The organism is Mycoplasmopsis maculosa (assembly GCF_900660665.1).
In the GTDB taxonomy this organism is placed as follows: domain Bacteria; phylum Bacillota_I; class Bacilli_A; order Mycoplasmatales; family Metamycoplasmataceae; genus Mycoplasmopsis; species Mycoplasmopsis maculosa.
Map to the genome: position 1 here is coordinate 782,903 of NZ_LR215037.1, position 26,353 is coordinate 809,255.

The following is a 26,353-nucleotide window of genomic DNA, read 5'->3' on the forward strand; positions in this document are numbered from 1 at the left end:
TATTACTAAAATACCTATAAATAAGTAATTTTAGTTATTAATTTTCTTTAAAAATTATTTAAAAATATTATTTTTATTTTAAAAAATCTAATATATAATTTAGATGCAATACATAGAGACAGTAACTGCAAATGCTTAATTTGTTACCTAATGTATGAATTTATTTCATCTACTTTATTGTTTCCGTATTGTAATTAATTTAATCATACGAAAGGGGGATATTTTATGCAATCATCACAAGTTAAAGAATCTGCAAACAGACTAGTTAAAAAAGAAACAGTTGTTGAAATTAAAGAAAAATTAGCTTCAGCAAAAGGTTTAGTTGTTGCTGAATACCGTGGTTTATCAGTTGCTGAATTAACAAAATTAAGAGTTTTAGCAAAAGAAAACGGTGTAGAAATTAAAGTTTACAAAAATCGTATTTTTAAATTAGCTGCTAAAGAAGCAGGTTATGAACAATTAGAAGAACATTTAGTTGGTCCTAACTTATATGCATTTAGTAACCTTGAAGATAATGCTGCTGCAAAAATTTTAAGCAGTTTTGCAAAAGAACACAAAGCTTTAGTTTTTAAAGCTGGTATTTTTGAAAACAAAGTTATTGATGCTAAAGGTGTGCAAGAAGTTGCTACTTTACCAAATTACGAAGAAGCACTTACAATTCTTGCTCGTTCACTTATGGCACCATTACAACAACTCTCTCTTTCATTAAAAATGTTTAGTGAAAAAGAAGAACAATAATAAATAAAATTTTGAAAGGAAAATATTATGGCTAAATTAGACAAAGAATTATTTATTTCTTCATTAAAAGAAATGTCAATTAAAGAAGTTATGGAATTAGTTGAAGCAATGAAAGAAGAATTTGGTATTGACCCAACAGCTGTTGTTGCAGCTGCTGCAGCTCCTGCTGCTCAAGAAGAAGCTAAATCATCAGTATCAGTTATTATTTCTGCAGATAATGGTAAAAAATTAGCAATCGTTAAAGCTGTTAAAGAATTATTAAACTTAGAATTAATGAAAGCTAACGCTCTTGTTTCTGCTCTTCCTGCTACAGTTAAAGAAAACATTACACCTGCTGAAGCTGAAACAATTAAAGCAAAATTAGTTGAAGCTGGTGCTACAGTTGAAATTAAATAATCTAAATAACTATAATTTATAAGAGAGACATTACTGTCTCTTTTTATTTACTAAAAAAGCTTTTTTATAGTCTTTTTAGTAAATAAAAATAAAATAAATTTTTAGTCTTTAAAAAAGTAAAAATAAATATTTTTAAATATTTCTTTTGTAAAATAACTTCCATGGTAAAATTTGTATATAAGTACTTATTGTAAAATAAGTATTAATTTTATTATTAAATAAATTTTAGGGAGCAAGCATGAGCGAACAAATATTACAAAAGACCCCTTACAAAATTAAAAAATTTGGTCCTTTGACAGAAAGAAGAGATTATTCTGTAACAAAAGTTACTTGAAATGTTCCAGACTTTTTGGGTATGTCAAAAGACTCATTTGTTTGATTTAAAGAAAAAGGAATTGAAGAAATTTTAAGAGAACATTATCCTATTTCTTCAACAAATAAAAAAGTATCTTTAGATTACGTTTGAAATTCAGCAAGATTAGAAATGCCAACTAAAGAGTACGAAGCTGTTGCAGAAGCAAAAGCAAAAGGAACTAATTATTCAGCTAAATTATTTGCAAAGTTTAAAGTAACAACTTCTGAAAAAGGTTTAGTGAAAGATGATGAAGTTCTTTTAGGTGAAATTCCTTTAATGAATTCAGGTGGTAGTTTTATTATTAACGGTAGTGAAAAAGTTATCGTTAGCCAATTGATAAGATCACCTGGTGCATACTTCGGACTTTCAGTTCGTAATAAACAATCAGATGATTTATTTAACAAATTAGAAATTTTACCAAGACTAGGTTCTTGATTAGAAATTTCTCATAAAGTTACAACTAAAACAGTTGATTGAGTAAAAATAAGAATTGATAAAAATAAAAATGTTAATTTAATGACATTTTTAGGAGCATTAGGTCTTAATGTTCCAAATATAAAAAAATTATTTGGTGAATCAGGCGTTTTATTAGAAACAATTAAAAAAGAAAAATTCTTTGGCCACGATGATGATGGAACATTGATTCCAATAGAAGAAATTGTAAAAAATTCTCAAGAAGAATTATTTAGAGTTATTCGTCGGGGAGATAGAATTACAGATGAATCTGTTACAAATTTAATTTCAGGTTTATTATTCCACAAGAAACGTTACAGTTTAAGTCAAACTGGGCGTTATATGTTAAATAAGAAACTAAATCTTGTTGACCGTATTACAGAAAAATATTTAGGTCAAAATTTAACTATTAAATCAGATGATAATGAAATAATAGAACTTAAAAGAGGTCATTTTATTGATCATAAATTAGCTCTTTTAATTCAAAAAAACTTTGATAACGGATTTTTAAATTCTGAAATTATAGATGGAATAGACACAAAAGTTGTATATGCAAGACTTTTAGAAGATCCTGCTTATTCATCTTTAAAGAAAAGAAATAAAATAATTAAGCTTAATGTCTTTTCAAATCGTAAAAAGCTTGATAGAGGTGAAAAACCAACACTTGTTATCGGAAATGATCCTCAATCAAACGAACAACATTTATTAGTATCAGATATAGTAGCTGCAATTAGTTATTACTTTAATTTATTAGAAGGCGTTGGTCAAGATGATGATCCAGACTCAATGACTAATAAAAGAATAGTTTCTGTTGGTGAATTATTACAAAATCAATTAAATGTTGGTATTTTAAGATTAGAAAAAACAACTCGTGAAAGAATGACAGCTAAAGATCCTGAGAAAGTAACACCAAAAAATATTACTAATAACAAGTTAGTTTCTAATCAAATGAAAACTTTCTTTAACTCATCAAAACTTTCTCAATTTATGGATCAAATTAATCCACTTGCAGAAATTTCAAATGAACGCCGTATTACTTCTTTAGGACCTGGAGGTCTTAACCGTTATACTGCTCAATTCGAAGTTCGGGATGTTCATGCAACTCATTATGGCAGAATTTGTCCAATTGAAACACCAGAAGGACCTAACATCGGTTTAATATTAAACTTAGCTATTTATGCTGGTGTGAATGAATATGGTTTTCTTCAAACGCCATATTTTAAAGTTAATAATGGTGTAGTTGATTATTCAACTGTCGAATACTTAACAGCTGCTGATGAATACGGTTTTAATATAGGGCAATCAACAGTACATGTTAATGAAGATAATAGAATTACAGATGAATTTTTAACTATTAGAAAAAATTACAATTATATTATTGGAACACCAAGAGATGTTGACTATATAGAAGTTGCATCACGTCAAATGGTTTCTGTTGCAGCTGGATGTATACCATTTTTAGAAAATGATGATGCTAACCGTGCACTTATGGGTTCAAACATGCAACGTCAATCAGTGCCATTAATTGAAACAGAAGCTCCTTTTGTTGCGACAGGAACAGAAGCTGATATAGCCAAATATTCTGCTGCAAACTTTAGAGCAAAACAAGATGGTATAGTTGAATTTGCAGACGGTTCAAAAATTAAAATAAGAAATAAAAAAGGTACACTTGATACTTACAATCTTAAAAACTTCCAACGTTCAAACCAGGATACAGTTATTCATCAAAGACCATTAGTAAAAGTTGGTCAAGAAGTTAAAAAAGATGATTTATTAGTTGACGGTTCTTCATTTAAAAATGGTGAGTTATCATTGGGTAAAAACTTATTAGTCGCTTTTACAACTTATAAAGGTTTTAACTATGAAGATGCTGTTATCTTAAATGAAAGACTTGTAAAAGAAGATGTTTTAACATCTATTCATATAGAAGAACAAACAATTCAATTTAGAACTTCAAAAGCTGGTGTTGATGAATTAACAAGAGATATTCCAAACGTTTCTAAACATTCAATTAGACATTTAGACGAAAGAGGAATAGTTTTAGTTGGTTCAGAAGTTACACCAGGAGATGTTTTAGTTGGTCGTGTTTCTCCAAAAGGTGATGATAATCCAAGTCAAGAAGAGAAATTATTATCAGCTGTTTTAGGCCAAAGACAAATGAATGTTAAAGATACTTCATTAAAAGTAAAAAATGGCCATAATGGAACAATAATTGGAGTTGAAATTTTAAGTAGAGAAAACAAAGATCAATTAGAAGATGGAATTGATAAAATTGTTAAAGTTTCTATTGCTGTAAAAAGAAAAATTAGAGTTGGTGATAAAATGTCTGGTCGTCACGGTAATAAGGGTGTTGTTTCAGTAATTCTTCCTGAAGAAGATATGCCACATTTAGAAGATGGTACACCTGTTGATGTTATGCTTAATCCACAAGGGGTTCCTTCTCGTATGAACATTGGTCAAGTTCTTGAAATTCACTTAGGTATGGCTGCAAGAAAATTAGGATGTAAATTTGTAACACCTGTTTTTGATGGTATTAAAAAAGAAGATATTCAAGCAGCTATTGAGGAAGCAGGGTTACCAGTTTCAGGAAAACAAATTTTAATTGATCCTATTACAGGTGAAAAAATAGATAAACCTGTTTCAGTAGGGGTTATGTATATGCTTAAACTTAACCATATGGTTGATGATAAAATGCATGCTCGTTCAGTTGGCCCATATTCACTTATTACTCAACAACCACTTGGTGGTAAAAGTCAAAACGGTGGACAAAGATTTGGCGAAATGGAAACATGAGCTATTGAATCATATGGAGCAACAAATGTTTTACAAGAGATACTTACTTACAAATCAGATGATATTTCAGGACGTAATCAACTTTATTCAGCTTTAGTTTCTGGAAAAGAATTACCAAACCCTGGAACTCCTGAATCATTTAACGTATTGAGTTATGAATTAAAAGGTTTAGGTATGAAATTAGATACAACTTCAATCGAAGAAGAAGATGAAGAATTTTCACAACACTTTGATATTGCACCAAGTGTACAAGGAGGCTTAGATGAATAACATTAATAAAATTCGTAACAAAACTATTCAAAACGTTAGATTGTCTATCGCCACTCGTGATGATGTTAGAAATTGATCAAAAGGTGAGGTTACAAAACCTGAAACAATTAATTATAAAAGCTATAAGCCTGAACGTGAAGGTTTATTTGACGAATTAATTTTTGGTCCTACAACTGATTACAAGTGTCCAATTTGTAGTACAAAATATAAGAAAAGTGATGAAGGCACAACTTGTGAAAAAACACAAATGTGTCAAAAGTATAAGCCAACTATTTTACCAAAAATGGTTCGTAGAAGTAGAATGGGTCATATTGAATTACAAAATCCTGTTGTTCACTTTTGATTCTTTAAAATAGACCATTCAATTATTGCAAAATTATTAGGATTAAGAGTTGCTAATAGTTCTAAAGTTGTTTCAAAAAGCGATTTAGAAAAATTAATATATTACAAAAGCCATATAGTATTAGAAGATGGTGGTTTAAAAAGTTTACAAAAAAACTCAATAATTGACATTTCAGAAGCTGGTATTGTTTATACTGATGCTTTAAATGAATTGAGAAATAGATTTGATAAAGATTCTGAAGAATATGAAATAATAAGCGAATCTATAATGGATTTAGAAGAATACGCTACTTCTAAAATGGGTAAAGATTATGGTATTGATTTTTATGAATATAATGAAATAATTCATGAATTTTCAGATGCTCATATTTCAACTGGTTCAAAAGCTATTGAATATCTTTTAGAACATATTGATTTAGAAGAAGAAGCTAAATTTGTTGAAAAAGAAATTGCTGAATTAAATATTCAAATAGCAAAATCAGGAAATACAGCTGGACAAAAAGTTCATGAAAGAAGTAAATTATATAAACGTTTAACTGTAATAAATTCTTTTATAGCTTCTGGACAAGATCCTAAATCAATGCTTATTTATGATTTACCTGTTATTCCTGCTGATTTAAGACCCCTTGTTCAACTTGATGGTGGTCGTCATTCTACAAGTGACGTTAATGAATTATATCGTCGTATAATAATTAGAAATAATCGTCTTAAAAAATGAGAAGAATCTGATGCTCCTATGTTGATCAAACAAAACGAATATCGTATGATTCAAGAAGCTGTTGATGCTTTAGTTGATAATATTAGAAAAAAACCAAATCCTGTAGCTTCTAAAGAAGGAAGACCATTAAAATCAATTAGTGATGCGCTAACTGGTAAAAAAGGTCGTTTCCGTCAAAATCTACTAGGTAAACGTGTTGACTATTCAGGTCGTTCAGTTATAGTTGTTGGCCCTGAACTAAAAATGCATCAAGTTGGTATTCCTCGTGAAATGGCTGCTAAATTATTTGAACCATGAATTATAAAAGAACTTGTAAATGGAAATAATAATATAAGTTCTATTAAAGCTGGAAAAAAAGCTATTGAAAACTTAGACCCAATTATTTGACCATATGTTGAAAAAGCTATTGAAGGAAGACCAGTTTTACTTAACCGTGCACCAACATTGCACCGTCTTTCAATTCAAGCATTTGAACCGGTTTTAATACGTGGTAAAGCTATCAAGTTACATCCTTTAACATGTACTCCATTTAATGCGGACTTTGATGGTGACCAAATGGCTGTTCACGTCCCAATTAGTGATGAAGCTGTTAGGGAAGCTAGAGAATTAATGTTAGCTTCTAAAAATATTTTAGGACCAAAAGATGGTGAACCTATTATTAACCCTGGTCAAGATATTATCTTAGGTTTATATTACTTAACTATGGAGAAATCAATTGATTTAGATGGTTCAAAATTAGCAAAAGGTGAAGGTAAGTTTTTCGCAACATGTCAAGATATGTTAAGAGCTTATGATGAAAAAAATATTTCTTTACATGCTAGAGTTGTATTGCCAATTTCTGAAGTTAATAAAAAAAGATTAAACACTGATGATAACAAGAAATATTTTGTATCAACGGTTGGTAAATTTATTTTTAACAGAGCTTTTCCTGAAAGTTTTGAATTTATTTTTGGTAAATCAAGGGAAGACGAAAAAGTGTATACATCTTCAAATAAGGAATATTTAGACAAATATACATTACCTTATGGAACAGACTTTAATAAGTATATATCTTCTCTACCTACTAATTTACCTTTAAGCAAAAAAGACATAGCTAAAATTGTACGTCGTGTATATGATAGATATGTTGCAATAGTTAATATGTCTTCAGTTGCTAGCGTTATTAATGAATTAGAACCAAATGATACTTCAAAAGTATTTGATTTATGTGCTAAGTTAACAGATTTTAACGGTAAACAATTAGATATAAATCATGTTGAAATTTTAGAAAACATTATTCGTGATGAACATGCTAAAATATATGAAAAATCATTAGCTAAAAATAATCCAGAAGATGTTATTTGAACTATTGATGAATATACAGAGTTATTAGAAAAAGTATGATTTAGATATACAAATATTGTGGCTAATGTACTTGATGCTATTAAATCACTTGGTTATAATTATTCAACAAAATCAGGTACAACAATTGCTATTAGTGATGTTACAACATTGCCTTCAACAAAAAATAAAATAAAAGAAGGTGATAAATATATTGAAGAAATTAAAAAATGATTTGATGAAGGTCTTGTAACAGACGATGAAAGATATGCTTTAACAATTAAAAAATGATCAGAAATTAAAGATTCAATTGAAAAAGAACTTAAAGAAGTTACAAAACAAGATCCAGATAATCCATTATTTATGATGTTAACTTCAGGAGCTCGTGGTAATTCAAGTAACTTTGTTCAATTAGCTGGTATGCGTGGTCTTATGAACAATAATACAAAAACTCTTAAAGCTGATGCTGAAAATGAAAGAGTTGTTCGTTCAACAGTTGAAATCCCTGTTAAATCTTCATTCTTGGATGGGTTAACAGCGTATGAATTTTATTCATCAACTCATGGTGCCCGTAAAGGTCTTACAGATACTGCTTTAAACACTGCTAAATCAGGTTATTTAACTCGTAGACTATTTGACGTAGCTCAAGGTATAGTAGTAAAAGAAGAAGATTGTGGAACAGATTATGGAATGATTGTTAAAGATATTAGAGACACTAAAACTGACACAGTTATTGAGAGTCTTGAAGAAAGAATTGAAGGTCGTTTCACAACAAAACCAGTTTATACTTCAAATGGTGATTTAATTATTGGTGACAATCAATTAATCACCCCTGAAATAGCATCAAAAATTATTAAAAACGGTATAGAAGAAGTTGAAATAAGATCTGTTCTATCATGTTACACACAAAATGGTGTATGTAAAAAATGTTATGGTAAAGATTTAGCACTTAACCGTGTTGTAAACATAGGTGAAGCAGTTGGAGTTGTTGCAGCTCAATCAATTGGTGAACCAGGTACACAGTTAACAATGCGTACATTCCATACAGGTGGTGTTGCTGGTGTTGAAGATATTACTGGTGGTTTTGGTCGCTTAATGGAACTTATAGATGCTTATGATTCTCCATGAGGACGTCCAGCTGTTATTTCAGACACATACGGTACAGTAACAGAAATTTCAAGTTCTAAAGAAGGAAACTCTAATAGTGATGTGTATAACATTAAAGTTGAATATAAAAGAAGAAATGAAAACAATCAAATTGTTTTAGATTCTAAAATATTTACTGTTAGAAATAGAAGTAAAATTAGAGTTAAAGTTAATGATTTTGTTAAACCTGGCCAAAAAATTGGTGAAGGTCCTATAATTTTAAATGAATTATTAAAAGTTGCAGATACTCGCTCAGTTCAAAATTATATTTTAAAAGAAGTTCAAAGACTATATCGTTTACAAGGTATAACTATTGCTGATAAATATATAGAAATTATTATTCGTCAAATGCTTTCAAAAATTCAAATAACTGATCCAGGTGATTCTAAATTCTTTAATGGTAGCTTAGTTGATATATTTACATATCAAAAAGAAAGTGCTAAATTAATAGTTGAAGGTAAAAAACCTCCATTTGGTGAAGTTAAAATTAAAGGTGCAAAACAAACACCTTTATTATCAGATTCATTTCTTGCAGCTGCTTCATATCAAGAAACTCCTAGAATTCTTGTTAATGCTTCAATAAGAGCACAAATTGACAAATTAAGAGGATTGAAGGAAAATATTATTTTAGGTCATAAAATACCTGCGGGAACAAACTCATTGTTTGAAGAAAATGGTAAATATGATATACGTGATCCTAAATCATATTTCTCAGGTAAATATGAATCAACAGGAAAAGAAAAAATATTTGCTGATAATATTAATGAAGATGAAATTAATTTTGATTTAATAACACAAGAAAATATATTTAGCCAATATGAATCATTATTTGTTGATGATCAAGAAGAAACTGTTGACGGTGATGATTATATTGAAGATTATGGTGATTCTGAGGAAGAGTTTTCAAACGAAGATAATGATTTCGATATAGAAGAATAATTTAAAAACATAATACTTTTCATAGTATTATGTTTTTTATATAATAGTAATATGAATATATTAGTAAATAAAAAAGAAATTCATGATGCAATATCTAATAAATATAAAGAAACTTTTTGAGAAGTTTTAAGTATCATTTTTTCATCAGAATCTGAAATACCAAAAACCTCTATAAAAAAATATTTTTGGACAAAAATATTAAGAAATTTATATGCAATTATTATAGCTTTTTTTGTTTTAATAGGATTTGTTAGTTTTATTTTATTAACAAGTATTCAAGAAAAGCAAATCAATGAGCCTCAGAATATTGCGGCAATAAATACTTTTATTAAAATAATGAAAATTATTGAATTTACTTCTTTTTTTATTTTTTTAATTGATCTTTTAGGAAATTGAATTACCTATCCTTTTAGAGATAATTATCATAATAAAGTTTGGAAGTCAATAACCTTATATCCTTTTACTAGTGCTTTCATTATTTTAGTGTTAAACTTTTTACCATCATTAGCGGGTTTAATTTCTGTTCAAATTGGTACTAAAAACGAATTTGTTGAAACAATGAAAGCTTTTAGAATAATTAGAATTTTAAGATTAATAATGTTATTAAATATTTTTGCTTCTTTTAAAAAGATTTCTTATGCTATAAAAAATGACAGAGTTATAATAATAAACATAATTTTATTAACAATTGTATTATTATTCATTTTTTCTATAGTAGTTTACTATACAGAAACTGAGTATGTAAGACATTTGGTTGAAATAGAAAAAAAATACTCTTCGTTAGAAAGTTATTATGAACAAAATCCTTCAACTGTTAAAACTTTTGGAGATACACTTTATTTTGCAGCAATAACATTAACTACTATTGGCTATGGAGACTTTACTCCTAAAAGTAATATAACAAAGGCTATAATACCTATATTGTCTGTTATTGGTATTGCTATAATAGCAACTCCTGGTGGAATAATTTCTGCTAGTGTTTTAACAGCAATAAAAGAAACAAGCGAAGAAAAAGAAAAAAATAAATTAGGATTTAGAAAAGGTAAAATATTAAATTTTGAATTAAATAATCCTTTAATTAAATATAAAGCAACAATAATTAATTTAAGAAATATTAGAGCTAAATCACGAATAAAATTAGTAAAAAAACATACTAAAAATTAATAAAAAAAAATAATGATACCAAAATGACTATAAATAAGTTTTTTTGGTATTTTTTTTGTTGTAAGAAAATAAATATAATTTATTTTTTTATAGTTATAATATTTATAATTATTAAATTTGCAAGGAGAGTTTTAAATGAAAATAAAACTTAAACCTCTTTTGATTGGTAGTGGTATAACTTTAGCTGCAACTATTTCTTTAGCTATTGGGTTAAGTTATATTCCAATTGGAGATAAAAAACTTGAAAAATCATCGCCGGATTTAAAAATAAATGATACGAATAAAGAATTAGTTATTCCTGAAATTCCAAAACAAATAGAAAAAATAGAAATAACTGATAAAAGTAACGAAATTATTAAATTAGATGATAGAAATAAAAGCATTGATTTTATCACTCAAGATAAAAAAATACGTTATGTTGCATTGGGAGATTCAATATCTGCTGGTTTTGATGCAAATTTAGATAAAGATTATCCAGGCGAATTAAATGAAAAAACTAAAGAATTATCTGGTATAAGTTTTCCTTCTTATTTAGCATCATTTTTTCAAAAAATAGAAGAAAACAAATTACAATCTTTTAAAAATTTTGCAAGAACAAGTTCAACTATACAAGATTGATTTTTAATGTTAGATTATCCTAATGTAAAGGATTCTCTAAATAAGGATCAACTTGATTTACTTAATTTTTATTTTGGGAATGATATAGAAGCATTTAGAAATGAACTATTGAAAAGACTTGAAGATGCTAATTTAATTACAATAACACTTGGTGCTAATGATTTTATAGAAGTATTAACAAATTCTTTTTCTAAAATTCCTTTTATAGATTTAATTACAGAAATTCAAAATAATGATTTAAAAATAAGCAAATTAATTTCATTATTTAGTAGCACTTTAGATGAAGTGTTTTCAACTATTAATAATAGACAAAGTTTATTTATTGAAAAATTAAAAAAGTTTACAAACACAACAAATATAAATTTTATTTCTTATCCAATGCCATTAGCACATATTTCTAAGGTTTTGGACTCTTTAATTCCAACACAATTGAATTCTGATTCTGAAACAATAAGTATTGGTAAAATATTATTGGATCTTTTGAATAACGAAATAAAAAGTGTAGCAAATGCAAATGGAATAAATTTTATTGATTCTTATGACAATGTATTTTGAAATAAAAATTTAATTAAATTAGTACCTAACTTAATAGAAATACATCCTTCGAGTTTTGGTTATAAAAAAATGGCACAGGATGTGTTTGCAAAATTAATTATTTCTTCAAGAAATATTGAAGAAATAAATTCAAACAACATAAATTGAAGTAGTAATTTTTTAAAAAGCGATAGCTTATCTTTTTTAAATCAAATTGAATTATTTAACCATTATGAAAAAATAAATTTAATTTTTGAAAATGATATGGATAAATATACTTTTTTTGAAGACGAAATATTTTTAAAATATAAAAATCTTAAAAGTAAAGATAACTTTTTTAATCGTGTTTTAAATAGAGAATTTGTGTATGAAGGAATGTTAAACGCACTTTATAATTCTTTCTTCGAATCATCAATTTTAAAAAATGAAGAAGGGTTAGCTTTAAAAGAGTTTTTTGATAGAAATAACGGTGAAAACTGAGATTTGATAAAACAATGATTTATTAAATCTAAATACATACCAAGAGCTCTAGAAAAAACACAATTTATTTATTTAAACACTGATTGAGATAATAACGGTGAACCCGGATCAGAAAGTGTAAATTATAAAAATCTTCTATTTTCTTTAAAAGAGGCTTTTACAAACGAAGGATTAGTTGTTAATTTAATAAAAACTTTTTTCCAGATTGACTTTTTAAAAGAAAATAAGGAAGAATTTAGAACTCTTATATCAAACGTTTTTCAAAACATAATTAAAACAGACCTTTCAAAAAATGTTTTAGAAAAAATTTCTAATGTAGCAAATTTTGAAAGTATAAGTGAATATATTTCAAATGAAGATTTTTTACTTTTATCACAAAAAATAATAAATAATGAAAATATAAAAACTTTAATTTCTGATTTAATATTAAACTTAATAGACGATTCTAATAAATATTCAGATGCAAATAACTACAATGATTTATGAAAAGTATTTATTTCAAATGATAATAATAAATTAGCTATAAAAAAGGGCTTAAATAGTATAACTAATTCAATTTTAAAGGATAATGAAGCTAGACAAATTATCTCTAAAACTTTAAGCAAAACAGTTTTTAAAAATAATATTTTATCAGCTAATTTAGAAGAACAAAAACTAGTTGATACTATAGATTCACTTCTTTCTTCTTTTGAAAAAACAAATAATAAATTAAATTTGATTGAGAAAGTAACTGGCTCATTATTGAATAATTTATCTAACGATATTTTAAATTTTGATTTGAAAAAATCATTAAAACAATCATTTGGAGAATTAATTAATTTATTCAACAATGAAAACACGCAAGAATTGATTATAGATTTTATAAAAATTCTTTCTGAATCAAAATTAAATGAAAATGAAAGCACAATTTCAAATTTATTAAAGAATAGTCTAAATTATTTTTCATTAAAATATGATTTGCCAAGATTAATTGTTGATTTATTGTATACAGATAAAAATAATGAAAAAATATCTGAAATAATCGAAAAAGAAAATTTAGTTAAAGTTATTTCTAAAATACTAAATGGAGTCGAAATAGACGATTTTATAGATTCTTTAGTAAATTTTGCTATAAATATAGAAGAGCAAGAATTGAATAGTATAGAAAATATTAAGGATTTAATAAAATTGTTTTTTGATAAAGCAATCTCAACTAATATTTATGATTCATTTACTTCTATAATTAAAAAAACCTTGTCTTATGAAGAAATAAAACAAGCTATTAAAAAAGTGCTTTTAAAAATCAATAAAAGACTTTCTAACATAATAGAAGATGAAAGAGTTGATAATTTCATAGAAACAATTTTTAATAATCCTAATTTTAAATTTTTATTAAATGATTTTATTAAAAAAGGATTATTAAATAAAGATGTTGATTTATTTAATGAAATAGATTTTAATGATATTTTAAAAAACTGGCTAGAAAATGATAATTATAAAAATGTTTCTAATGAATTAACTTCACTTTTAAAATCTTTAATAGGCGATAATTTCTTTAATGAAAATATAATTGATATTTTATATGATTATTTATTTTTAAATAGTGATTTATCTAATAATTTAAACGAAAACGACTTTAAAATAGTTTTAAAAGACAACATTAATTTAATATTAAAATTTGACGAGAAAACAAATATTTTAAGAAATATTTCAGAAACTTTTCTAAAATATTTAAGTTTAAATGGTACAAAAATTGATAATGAAGAATTAATTTTAGAAATTAAATCATCTTCTATTGAAAAAATAAAAAAATTAGATATTAAATATTTAATTTTAGAAACAGCTAAAAATTTATTTTCTAATGAAAAGTATTTAAGTAATAAAAACATCTTAAAACAATTAATTATCAATTTATTTAATAAATATAAAAATAATGATTCATTAATTGAAAAAATTTCTAATTTAATTAATGAAAAAATAAGCCAACATTTAGGTACTGAAATTAATTTTGAGTCATTAAAAAATATAGTTAAGTCTATCTTTAATTCTGATGAATTTTTAGATATTTTTGATAGTTTTATATTTAATTTCTTTGAGCTTTCAGCAAATGAAGTTGTTTCTTCAAATTCTATTGAAGAACTGTTAGAAAAAATTATTTCTAGAATTTTAACTAACGATAATTTAGAGAAAATAAATTCTTTATTAATAAATATTATTAATTTAGACGATTTTTCTATTATTGTTAGAGAAATAAAAGACAATTTATCTAATGAAAATATTTTTAAAACTTTAAATTCAAATGATTATATTTTGTTCTTTAATGAATTATTTTCAAATCCGGATTTTAACTTTTTAATAAAAGAAACAATATCTAAAATTATTTTTCCAAATATATTAAAAGAAAATTTCAATATAAAAAATTCTTTTATTCATTACATTAATAATTTTGATAATTTGAATTTATTAAAAAATAAAATGTTTAATTTATTGAAATTTTTAATAAATAATAATTCATTTAAAAAAGTTTTAATAAAACAAATTGAAAAAGAAATATCTAAATATCCAGAATTAACAAAAAATATAAATGAAAATAGTAGAAAAGAATTATTTTTAGATATTTTTGAAAATTTTGACAAAATTTCAGAAGCATTTAATTTCGAACAAATTTTTAATAGTGTTTTTGATAAATTAAAAGAAAATGATTTTGATTTTTCTAATATAATGAGTATTTTTGTTAACTCATTTAAGGAAAATTTACTATCAGCAAATTTTGAGGATTCTATCTTAAAAACTTTTAAAGAAATTTGATCAACTAATATATTAAAAAATAATAAATTAACTTTAAATAAGTTTTTGGATAATTTTTATGATTATTTAAAACATAATGAAAATTTAAAGGGAGAATTGGTTAATTATTTATATGAAAATTTAAAAGATAATTTAACATTTTTAGAGCAAGAAAAAAGCAAAAAAGTTTTAAATGAAGTTTTTGAAAACAGTAACTTTAAACTTTTATTTACTAAATTGTTTACTTCTATTTTTGATACAGAATATGATGAAGTTAAAAAAATAAGTAATTTAAAACAATTAATAAATTTTTTAGCTAAAAAAATGTTAGATAAAAATTCTTTAAATGAGCTTATTAAACTATTTAAATTTATTATTCATAATGAAAATGTTAAGAACATTATTATTGAAAATATTAATAATTATATAAACATTAATGAAAATGAATTTATAGATGTATCTACAATATTAATAGAAAATGAAACTACTTCTGAAATTATTGAAAATATCTTGAAAAAAGCTGTATTTGATGATTCTGTATTGTGGAGTGATTTAGAATCATTTGATACCTTTATAAAAAAATGATTATCAACAAATGAAAATAAAAGTTTTGTTGCTTTAAAAATTGGCTTATTAATAAAAGAAGTTTTATCTACAAGCAAAATAAAAGAATTTTTAATTGATAAATTAACTCAATTAACAATAAATAATAATGATGTTTCGATTAATATATCAAGAGATGAAATACATTCATTATACACTGATATTTATGATAGTATTAGCGGTGTATATAATTTGTTGGATATAGATGATTTTATTTTTAATGAAGTAATTGAGGAATTGTCAAATAATGGTAAAAATTTTGATTTAAATATTTTTCTTAATAGCTTAATAAATAAATTTAAAGAAAAATTAGAAAATAAAAATTTAGATTCGTTTGCTTTAAACATTATTAAAGAATTAGATAAAAATACATTATTAACTAATCATAAAAATACATTAAATAAATTGTTAAATAATATTGTAAGAACTTATTCTAAAAATGATAATTTTTTAAATTATTTATCAAATTTAATAATTGAAAAAGCTCCAGAAATTAAAGAATTTATTTCAATCGAAAACTTTAATAACTTATTTAAAAACTCTATAAAAACAACAGAATTCGAAAATTTTATATTTTCTATTTCAAATTCATTAGTTAATTTAACACATGAGGATTTATCTACTTCTTCAACTTTTAAAACTTTAATTAATAAAGCAATAAATAATATAATAAATTCTAATGCTTTTGATAATGTTTATGATTTTATACAAAAAGTGGCTTCTTATGAAGAAACAAAATTATTAATAATAAAATTATTAGAAAAAATTCCAGGTGTTCAACCTCCTATTTTCTCAACTGATCAAATAGGTAATGTCATAAATAGTTTGACTAATTCAGAACCATTAAAAAATGTTTTAAAATTATTTATAAAAAATGGTTTATTTGACTATAAAATAACCTCTTTCGACCAAATAAAAGATTATGATTTGATTATTAAAACTTTATTATCTGATGAACAAAGAAAAAATCAAATAAAAGAAAATATAAAAGAAATTGTAGAACTTTTAATAAGAGATAATGATGTAAGGTTTGTCATAAGTTCTTATATTTATAAAGGGATGTCTAATTCAAATGTATTAATAAAAAATATTGAAGAGTCCAATATGATTTCTTTTATAAGCAAATCATTGCTAGCGTTTCCAAAAATAAATGAATTTTTAGGTTTAACAGATTTATTAATTTCTACTTTTGTTGATGATTTAGCTGAATTTGGTTTAAATATCGATTTTAATAATTTAACAAGTAAAATTGGTCAAAAGTTATTAGAAAAATTTGAAAATTCAGATTGAGAAGAACAGTTCACAAAGTTAATAAAACTTATAGTTTCTAGAGATGTTATAGACGGAAATAAAGAATTATTAATACAATTTATATCTAATGTTTTTGAATATCTTGGAACTAAAGCAGAACTTGGCAAAAAAATATTCAATAAACTTCCTGAAAAGATTAAAAATATTTTGAAATCAATTGATGAAAATGATTTTAATCATATTTTTAGAAGTATTTTAGAAAACCAAGAAGGTATTCAATCTGTAATTAGAAATGTTGTTTCTAATGTTGTTGATAATATAAATGAATATGAACAAGCAAATAATTTGGTAGAAATTTTAAGAATATATACTAAAAACCCAGAAAGAGTAAAAGAATTAACAAATAGTTTTAGTTCTATAATAAATACAATATTATCTAATTCATCAGTACATAAATTACTAAAAGGGCTATGAAAAGAGCATTTAAGTGAATATTATATAGATGTAAATGATAATAGAAATATAGCTTTTGTTGATGATTTATTAAAAAGCTTGCCGCAATTAGTTACTGACTTAAAATTAGTTAATAATTTTGCAGAAACTATTTCAACTACTGTTAATGAATATGATTCTTTAACAAATATTTTAGCTAATATAGGATCTATTTTAGTTAAAGGATTAAAAGTAACTGAATTTAATTTTATTAAAACTGTATTAACAAGTAATCCAGCTAGAAAACACAAGGAAATATTAAAGATTGATATTTTAAAAATTGTTGAAGGTTTTACAAGCGATGATAGATTAGTGAATAAATTTATTGATGATTTTAATTTAGCAAATGTTCTTACTAAATTTGGATTAACTGAACAAAGTTCAAGAAATGCATTCATTGCACTATTAAAATCTCAACATGTTCAAAAAATACTTAATGCTTTTTTAAACGAAGTTTTTGATAATGTTGATAAATACGCTCAATTTAATGAATGAATTTATGCAATTGAAGCATTTTTTAGAAGTTCAAATGCAACAATAGTTAAAGAAGCTCTAAAAGATTGAATAAAACAATTACTTTCTGAAAATAATGAAATTTCTTATACTATAGGAAAAATACTTGCTGATTCTATGAGAAAAAATGAATGAACAAATGTTGAAACCGATGATATCATAGGGCAAAAATTTATGTATTCATTATTAAACTCAGTTGCACAAACTAATATTTTAAACAATGTAGTTAATAATATTTTTGATACATTTAAAAATTTAAGCAGGTATAAAAATGAAGGATTGGGAAATGCTTTAATAAGTGCTATTAAAAAAGGTGCATTATCATTTATAAGTTCTGAAAACGGTAATATTCAACTTTCAAAAATATTTGAAAACATACCATTATTAGAAAATATTTTAAGTAGAGTTGATGTAGATGATTATAGAGATTTTATAAATTGAATTTTTGCTTCTTCACCATTAAATATTAATAAAGGTATTTTTGCAATTCCTTTTGGTGAAGGGAATCAAAATAATAGTAATTTTGAAGTAGGATTTAATGGTTTTGTTGATGTTATAAAAGGAAAATTAAGACATTTAATTAGGGCTTTTGTAACACCATTATTAAAATCATATGTAAAAGAATTATTAGAAACAAATACTGTTTATTCGAATATTAATGAGGTTAAAAGAAATTCAAAAGGTTATCAAGCTGTATGAAGAACTTTTGCATTTTTAGCAGCTACATTGAGTAAAAATGCAGGTTCTTGAACGTTTTGAAATTTTGTTGAGCCGCATTTAAGAGGTGGTTTTAGAGAAGCTTTTGAAACCGCTATTTCACCTCATAAATTAGAATTATCTAGAAAATACACAAGTAATATAACTAATATTGGTTTAAGTCTTACTATAGAACCGATAGAAAATTATTGATCTGGAACACCTTCTAGAAGATTTAGAACAGAACCAAATTCTAATAGCACAAATAATTATAGATATTTAAGAGATTACGTTTTAATATATGTTTATTACATTAATGAATATGATAGAAAGTATAATCCAAATAAAAGATACAAAGATGTTTTAATGGAAGATATGCATAATGGATTTATGCCAGCAAGTGAGGATTAGTATGAATGAAATAAATAAAAAAGAATTTAAAAAAAGCCTAATAGAATTTTTAGAGGTAGAAGGACCTTCTAGACATGAAGAAAAAGTTGCTGAAATGCTTATAAATAAAGTTAATACAAAAGTTTATCAAGTTTCATATGATAATTTCGGTTCAGTTATTTTATTTAAAAAATCAAAAGTAAAAAATGCTATTAAATTTATGGTTGCGGCACATATGGATGAAGTAGGTTTTTATGTAAGAAATATAGAAAATAATGGGCAAATTATTTTAAGTGCAATAGGTGGCATTTGACCAAATACAGTAATAGGAACAAAAGCTACTTTAATTAATAAAGATGGTAAAAGATTTGATGGAGTATTTGGGCACACATCAATACATATATTAGAAGCTGAAAAAAGAACTAAAGCAGTAACAATGAATGAATTATATGCTGATTTTGGATTCTATTCTAAGGAAGAAGCAATTGAAAAAGGTGTTGAAATAGGTAATCTTGTTTTAATGTCTGGAGAAACCATTAACTTTGATAACGAAGATTTAGTTGCAGGAAAAGCAATGGATAATAGAGCCGGTGTTACAGTTTTAGAATATATTGCAAAACAATTAGAAAATATTGATTTGTCAGTAGATTTATATTTAGTAGGAACTGTGCAAGAGGAAGTTGGAACAAGAGGAGCTAAAACATCTGTTTCATTGATTGATCCGCAAATTGCAATAGCTCTTGATACAACAAGTAGCCATGACACAATAGGTACAATTCAAGGAACTACAAAATTAAATCATGGTGCCGCTATTAGAATAATGGATGGTGGCATGATTGCAAATCCAAAATTAGTAGAGTACATGTCAAAAATAGGGAGAGAAAAAAATATAATGCATTATAAATTTATTGCAATGGGTGGCGGAACAGATGCAGCTCAATTACAATATGCAAAAGGTGGTGCCGCTACATTAACAATTAGTTTGCCTCAAAGATATTTACATTCTCCAATAGGTGTTTGTAGCATAAATGATTTAATTTCTGCTACTAATTTAATAAGTGAAACTATTAAGTCATTAAATAATGATATATATGATAAAATGATAAAATATAAGTAAATATTTATAATTAAGGAGTATATATGGGAACAGGTGCTTGAATAGGTCTTGTAGTTGGTGTTGCAATATTAACACTAATTATAGGAGGTATTGCAGGATTTTTCATTGCTAGAAAAGTGTTTGAAAAACAAATTCGTGAAAATCCTCCTATCACTAGAAATATGATTAAAGCTATGTTTGCACAAATGGGTCGTAAAGCAAGCGAAAGTCAAATTAATGCAGTCATGAGACAAATGACAAACGCAAAAAATAATGAAAAATAATTAAAATATCTCAAGTTTTCTTGAGATATTTTAATTAACAATTAATTGTTGTTTTTACTATAATAATCAGATAATTCTTTATAAAAATCTAATATTTCATCATCTGTTTCTAATAATTCTATTTTAATTTCTTTAGATTTAGGGATTATATGAACTTCTAAATCATTAGTTGGAGAATAAGAAACTGCAGTAGTCATTAATTTATCAGAAAAAGAATATTTATATTTTTTATCAAAAAATAATATTTTAGTAACTTCTAAATTTGAATCTTCATTATTTATTCCTAATCCAAAAGTTTTAATTTTGCCTTTTTTAAAGTTCTTTTTTGTTAAAATTACTTATTAAAATATATTATTATTTTTCAAAATTTGTTCAACGGAAATATTATTTAAGAATTGATTTTCAAATTTGTTTTTTAAAAAAGTATGAAATTGATTATCTTTTTTATAATTTTTTACATTTTGATAAAGTAAAGTAGTTTTATCAATTTTATCTAAAGTTGAATTTTTATACATTATTTTTTCAAATTCATCAAAAGTTTTAATAACAATATAATTATTTTTATAAAATTCGTTATTATCATTACTATTAATGTCTAGATAATCAATTATATTACTCTTTTGAGGTTTTTTTAAATTTTCAATTCTTTGATTTCTAACTAAATTTCGTATTTTTGATACTTTTAAAATATCAATTTTAGATTTTTCTTCATCCTTTTTTACATCATCAACTTTGTTGGAGTAGTTATTTTGATTTTTTATAGTATTACATGAAGAGGACAAAAAAGTGATACTACATACTGTTGAGAATAAAATAAATTTGTTTTTAATCATTGTTACCTATTTCTTTTATTATCTCTATAACTAAATTATATAATTTTTTAATTGTGCTAAAGAAAAGACTTAAAATTAGATGAAAAATATGGGGCAATTTTAAAAAAAGTTTAATTTTTTATATTTTATTTTTTCATAGTTTTATAATTAAAATATGAAAAAAAGATTAATAAATATACTTAAAACAAGTTCATTATTTTCAATTAGTGGAATTGTAGTTGCTTGCTCTCCATTTGAAAATACCTCAAAAGAAGAGGTTTCATCATTAATTGTTGATCAAAACAATCTGCATATAAAAATTTCTAATATTGACATAAATAATGCTAAAAATAAAGTAATTAAAATGGAATTAGTTTCTGATTCTAAAAAAATAATTGCAAATAAAGTTAATATAATAAAAAGTGATGAATTAGAAGCAATTTTTGATATTTCTAATTTAAAATCACCAGCAACTTATTTAATAAAAAACATCTTTTTAGGAGAGACTGATATTTTATTTAAAAGTACTATAAAAAAGATGTTTTCATTAAAAAATAACCCAGAAAATTCAAAGCCTTCACCTGAGCCAACACCAACACCACCGAATGAAGAAAAACCATCACAGTCTTCACCAAAGCCAACACCTCCAAGTGAAAATCAACCAACACCACCGAATGAAGAAAATCCATCTAATCCTCCTGTATATCCAGGTTTCGGTGATGAAGGAAATCAACCTATTTTTCCGCCAAACTTTCCAAAGTTTGATAGAACTGCTGAAAACTCATACCCTGCTTGGGCTTCAAAATTTAATAAAATAGATGAAAACACATTATACAAAGAAATATATGATAGAACTTTCGCAGTAAAATTCGGAATAAATATTTCAAAACAAGCTAATCAAAGGTCATTTTTATCAAGTAGCCAAGGAACAACATGGCTTTTGGATTATCATAAGTTTAATGAAAACGAGTACAAGTTGTTTTTTGCAACAAATTTACACGTGATGGGTGATTTTTCAAATTCATTAAGTGATGAACAAAATAAATTATTAAATTATGAAGATTATAGAGGTTGAAAAGTTGATAGTATATCTTTTGGTAAAACAGAAGTAAAACAAACTAATTTTCCAGAAAAAGAAAATAGATATGCTTATTCAAAACAAAATGATTTAAAAACAATTTATTATGCAAATGCAAATGAATTTACAAATGTTTCAAATACAGATTCATCTGCTTTTAAAACTAAATTTACTAATGGTATAAGTTCTCCAAAAATAGTTTTTGCTGGTTTTGACTTCATTGATAGACAATATTTAAATGAATTCCAAGAAGGAATTAAAGAACAAATTAAAAACAGAATGAAGCAATTGGAAAGAGAAGAGCAAACTGAAGAAGATGAATATTTAGGTTTAAAAAGAGCAATAGACAAAAATGAATTTATTCCTGCTTATACTGATTTTGGTATTTTCGAAGTTGATATAAATTTATCAGAAATGCAAGAAGAATCATTAAGATCTTGGTTTAGAGATGCGATAACTTCTGTGGATCAATATATAGATAGAAATAAAAAAGCATCATTATTGCCAAATACAGATAAAAGCATATCAAGCTATATGCAAACAATTGATTATATTACTGCTATTAATAATCCTGGTAATGAAGCAAATCTTTCAAACGCTAAAGATGTCTTTACAGGAGGATATCCTTCAATAGGTCACGGTATAGCTGTTTGAACACGTAATAATCCAACTGAACGTAAATCAGAAACTGAAAGTTCTTATAATAGAGCTACAGATAAAAATTCAACTAATTTTGCATATCCTACAAATTCTCAAGAAAATAGAGTAACTACAAATAACTTACAATTATATACTAGTGTATTCGGTCGTCCATTAATGGATTTCTATGGCTTTAATATGACAATGAGATTCTCATCATTAAGTTATGGTGCTTCTGGTTCAGTTGTGTATAATGAATTTGGTCAAATTATAGGTATATATAATTCAGTTAGTGCTGACGTAAGTATTGATGACCTTTTAAGAGAAGGAAGGTTCGCTTCATTATTAGTTTCAAAAGATTATAAATTCGGTGAAAGAACAATGAAAGCATATAATTTAATCGACGGTACTAACAAAACATTATATCCTGCTCAAACAGCCTCATTTAGAGAAAATTTAGTAAAATTATATTCAAATGGTTTTAAAGATAATAGTTTTACAACAGCATTATTTCCTAACGGTTTCAAACCAACAAATTAATTTTTAAAAAATACATTTTTTTAAAAAATAAGAACTATGAAAATGTTCTTATTAAATATAAAAAAATGTATTTTTTTGTTCTTGATTTATTAATGAGTTCCCATAAATATCTACTATTTGCACATTAAATTTATAGTAATTTTCTTCTTTTGAAAAATTAACGATTTTTAATTTGTTAAATTTTAAATTTTCATTATTTACAAAAGAAAAATATTGTAAAAGAGAATTTAAATTATTTTCTAATATTTTTAATATTTCTTCACTACTTTTATTATCTATTTTACTTTTAATACTATAAATAAGGTATTGCATATTAGGGATAATATCTTTTTCTTCTTGATATGCCTTGAAAAAATTTAATATTTCTTCATTATATGAAGAATAATTCATTTTGTTTAAATTTGTATGTTCAAACAAAATATCAATATTTGTTAAATCATTATTGTTAGATCTTTTTATAACATATTTGTTTTCTTCTTTTACTATAAAATAAGGATTTAAGATATTTTTAATATCAAAATTAGGAACTCTTTTTAGATAATAATTTATATTATATCAATTACCATCTATGTTCATTCTTATGTCAGAATTTATATCATTTATTCTATAACTCCTGACACCATTAATTTTTATAGAAACTAAATTATTGTTTAAGTCGTAATTTAGCTTATTAATTGTGTATTTATTTAATGATTCTAAATTATCAATGTTTTCAAAAAAATCATCAACATTTATAGTTTCAAAATTAGCAAATGGAAAAGACTCTTCTTCATTATTAATTGAACATGATGTCAATAAAATTGGAGAAAAAGAAATTGCTGGAATCAATAAATTTAATTTCAATAATTTGTTTTTCATTTACTTAACCTTTTCTAAAAAATATTATTTTTTGAATTTTAATTGTTGATATGCACAAGCAGCTATCATTGCTCCATTATCGGTTGCATATTTTAAATTAGGTACTATAGCATTTTTATTTAAATTTAGAAATTTTTTTCTTAATTCGCTATTAGCTGAAACACCTCCAGCTAAAATCAATGAATTTACTTTATAGATTTCTAAAGCTTTTTTTGTTTTATTTATTAAATAGTTTATAGCGCATTCTTGAAAACTTGCAGCTATTTGATTTTTATCGAATAGTTCATTTTTTTGCTCTTTGTTATGAAAATAATTTATAACTTGTGATTTTAACCCACTAAAACTAAAATCTAATTCTCCATCAGTGTGTGGTTCAGTAAATTTTATGTATTCTCCACTGTAATTTTTATAAATATTATCAATAATTGGACCACCAGGGAATCCTAAATTTAATCTTGAACTAACTTTATCAAAAGCTTCACCAACTGCATCATCTAGTGTTTGGCCTATTACTTTTATGTCAAATGGATTATTAATTATCATTAACTGTGTGTGACCACCACTAACTAATAAACAAAGAGAAGGATATTTAATTTCATTGTCTAATGATGCTGAATAAAAATGACCTTCCAAATGATTTATTGGGATAATAGGTTTGTTAATGCCTAAAGCAAAAGCTTTTGCAAATAAAAATCCTATTTGCAATGTACCTACTAAACCAGGTTCTTTAGTGTATGAAACATAATCTATATCATTGATATTAATTTCTTTTTGCAAAATTTTTAGAAGGGTGTTAATATTTTTAGCATGTTCTCTAGAACTAATTTCAGGTATCGTTCCGCCAAATTCTTTAAAAATATCAATTTGACTTATTGTTTTTAAAAATATTACTTTTCCATCCTCTAAAACTGCAATGGAAGTATCATCATGGCTAGTTTCTATTCCCAAAATTTTCATTGTTTTTGCCTCCTATTTGAGGTAATTTTATATATAAAGGTTCGATTTCATCAATATTTAAATGTTCATCAAAAAAAGACTCAAACTTACTAAAATTCTCTAAAAATAAGTCGTAATTAATTTCATCATATTTTTCTAATGTACCTGTTTTAATTTTAATCTGGGAGACATGGAAATAGTTATCCTCTTTAGTATAACTATAATATTTTTCTCCTCTAGCATTTATATTAAATATAATTTGATCTGGATTTATTAAAGAAAGAATTTTCATTGTGCTTATTGTTTTTATATTTATTTTTTTAATTTGCGCTATAGTTCTTAGATAAACTAAACTTATTCTCACACCAGTAAAAAAACCTGGACCAATATTTGTGTAAAATATTTTAAAATCATTTAGTTTTAATTTTGTTTCAACAAGCATTTTTTCTATTTCTTGAGGAATTAATTCAACTTTTTTAGGATATTTCTTTAATAAACTTTTATATACTAAATTATTTTCATCATTGAAGATAGCCAATACAAAATCTTCATTTGTTGTATCTAAAAAAAGTTTCATTATTTAACCACCTTTACTTTAAAAATGTGATTTTCGTAAATATCTATTAATGCTTCTATATAAACATAATTATTATAGAAGATATCTACATTGTTTGATCATTCTATAGCTAAAATATCATTATCTTCTTTATAGTCTTCAAATTCTTCTATAGAACCACTTAAATTATAAGCATCCATATGAATAAGACCATTATATTGTTTCATGTATCCGAATGTAGGAGATGTTATTGTTTCTTTTATACCTAGTTTAAATGCTATTTTTTTTATTAATGCAGTCTTGCCAGCTCCTAATTCACCATTAAGGAGAATAACTTTTGATTTTGTTAAATTTTCTAAAACATAATCAGCCACAATATTTAATTCTTCTAAAGAAGAAGTTTTAAATTCTTTGTTTAAAATCATAAAATCCTCCTTTTTTATAAAAATATTTATTAATAAATATTTTATCATTTTTTTAGCTAGTTTTATTTATATTAAAACTTAACGAACTAAAAATTACAAAAAAACAGAGCAAAATGCTCTGTATTATTATTTTAATTATAAATAAAAAAGGT

The 26,353-nt window shown here is 24.7% G+C and carries 15 protein-coding genes; 9 read left to right on the forward strand and 6 right to left on the reverse strand.

Annotated elements, in window-relative coordinates; translation table 4 throughout:
• Positions 1-225 precede the first annotated feature (225 nt).
• The 8 genes from rplJ (at position 226) to EXC47_RS03270 (ending at position 20,357) form a co-directional block, all read left to right on the forward strand.
• Positions 226-738 (forward strand): 50S ribosomal protein L10, encoded by a 513-nt coding sequence (gene rplJ / locus EXC47_RS03235; protein ID WP_129647079.1) that lies wholly within the window; start codon positions 226-228, stop codon positions 736-738.
• Between the two features lie 27 nt (positions 739-765).
• The gene (rplL, locus tag EXC47_RS03240) at positions 766-1,134 is read left to right on the forward strand and encodes a 50S ribosomal protein L7/L12 (RefSeq protein ID WP_129647081.1); all 369 of its coding nucleotides are present in this window, start codon (positions 766-768) and stop codon (positions 1,132-1,134) included.
• 238 nt (positions 1,135-1,372) lie between these two features.
• Positions 1,373-5,005: a DNA-directed RNA polymerase subunit beta gene (rpoB, locus tag EXC47_RS03245; RefSeq protein WP_129647083.1), complete on the forward strand. Its 3,633-nt coding sequence runs from the start codon at positions 1,373-1,375 to the stop codon at positions 5,003-5,005.
• The gene (gene rpoC, locus EXC47_RS03250; RefSeq protein WP_129647085.1) at positions 4,998-9,470 is read left to right on the forward strand and encodes a DNA-directed RNA polymerase subunit beta'; all 4,473 of its coding nucleotides are present in this window, start codon (positions 4,998-5,000) and stop codon (positions 9,468-9,470) included. The genes rpoB and rpoC overlap by 8 nt, the downstream gene beginning before the upstream one ends.
• Before the next feature lie 51 nt (positions 9,471-9,521).
• Positions 9,522-10,634, forward strand: coding sequence for a potassium channel family protein (locus tag EXC47_RS03255; RefSeq protein WP_129647087.1), 1,113 nt, complete (start codon positions 9,522-9,524; stop codon positions 10,632-10,634).
• 135 nt (positions 10,635-10,769) lie between these two features.
• Positions 10,770-18,998 (forward strand): SGNH/GDSL hydrolase family protein, encoded by an 8,229-nt coding sequence (locus EXC47_RS03260; RefSeq protein ID WP_129647089.1) that lies wholly within the window; start codon positions 10,770-10,772, stop codon positions 18,996-18,998.
• A gap of 10 nt (positions 18,999-19,008) precedes the next feature.
• Positions 19,009-20,094 (forward strand): M42 family metallopeptidase, encoded by a 1,086-nt coding sequence (locus EXC47_RS03265; protein ID WP_129647296.1) that lies wholly within the window; start codon positions 19,009-19,011, stop codon positions 20,092-20,094.
• A 23-nt stretch (positions 20,095-20,117) separates the two neighbouring features.
• Positions 20,118-20,357 (forward strand): YneF family protein, encoded by a 240-nt coding sequence (locus EXC47_RS03270; RefSeq protein ID WP_129647091.1) that lies wholly within the window; start codon positions 20,118-20,120, stop codon positions 20,355-20,357.
• Positions 20,358-20,398: 41 nt separating this feature from the next.
• Here EXC47_RS03270 and EXC47_RS03915 read toward each other — a convergent pair whose 3' ends face one another.
• Together EXC47_RS03915 and EXC47_RS03275 are read right to left on the reverse strand one after the other, a co-directional pair.
• A complete protein-coding gene (locus EXC47_RS03915) occupies positions 20,399-20,554 on the reverse strand; it encodes a hypothetical protein (RefSeq protein ID WP_165255961.1) in 156 nt (51 codons plus the stop codon).
• A 144-nt stretch (positions 20,555-20,698) separates the two neighbouring features.
• Complete coding sequence (locus EXC47_RS03275) at positions 20,699-21,190, reverse strand: hypothetical protein (RefSeq protein ID WP_129647093.1); 492 nt, start codon at positions 21,188-21,190, stop codon at positions 20,699-20,701.
• Between the two features lie 154 nt (positions 21,191-21,344).
• Between EXC47_RS03275 and EXC47_RS03280 the strand changes: the two genes are divergently transcribed.
• Positions 21,345-23,426, forward strand: coding sequence for an MIP family Ig-specific serine endopeptidase (locus EXC47_RS03280; RefSeq protein ID WP_129647095.1), 2,082 nt, complete (start codon positions 21,345-21,347; stop codon positions 23,424-23,426).
• Between the two features lie 51 nt (positions 23,427-23,477).
• Here the strand turns inward: EXC47_RS03280 and EXC47_RS03285 are convergent, their stop codons facing one another.
• From EXC47_RS03285 to tsaE, 4 genes are read right to left on the reverse strand one after another with little or no spacing between them, the layout of a single operon-like run.
• Entirely contained in the window at positions 23,478-24,284 is an 807-nt protein-coding gene (locus EXC47_RS03285; RefSeq protein WP_129647097.1) for a hypothetical protein, read from the reverse strand.
• A gap of 24 nt (positions 24,285-24,308) precedes the next feature.
• Positions 24,309-25,241 (reverse strand): tRNA (adenosine(37)-N6)-threonylcarbamoyltransferase complex transferase subunit TsaD, encoded by a 933-nt coding sequence (tsaD, locus tag EXC47_RS03290; protein WP_129647099.1) that lies wholly within the window; start codon positions 25,239-25,241, stop codon positions 24,309-24,311.
• Positions 25,216-25,797 (reverse strand): tRNA (adenosine(37)-N6)-threonylcarbamoyltransferase complex dimerization subunit type 1 TsaB, encoded by a 582-nt coding sequence (tsaB, locus tag EXC47_RS03295; RefSeq protein ID WP_129647101.1) that lies wholly within the window; start codon positions 25,795-25,797, stop codon positions 25,216-25,218. The genes tsaD and tsaB overlap by 26 nt, the downstream gene beginning before the upstream one ends.
• Positions 25,797-26,201 carry a tRNA (adenosine(37)-N6)-threonylcarbamoyltransferase complex ATPase subunit type 1 TsaE gene (gene tsaE / locus EXC47_RS03300; RefSeq protein WP_129647103.1) on the reverse strand — a complete coding sequence of 135 codons (405 nt, stop codon included), beginning with the start codon at positions 26,199-26,201 and terminating at the stop codon, positions 25,797-25,799. Before tsaE ends, tsaB begins: the two co-directional genes overlap by 1 nt.
• Between the last annotated feature and the right edge of the window lie 152 nt (positions 26,202-26,353).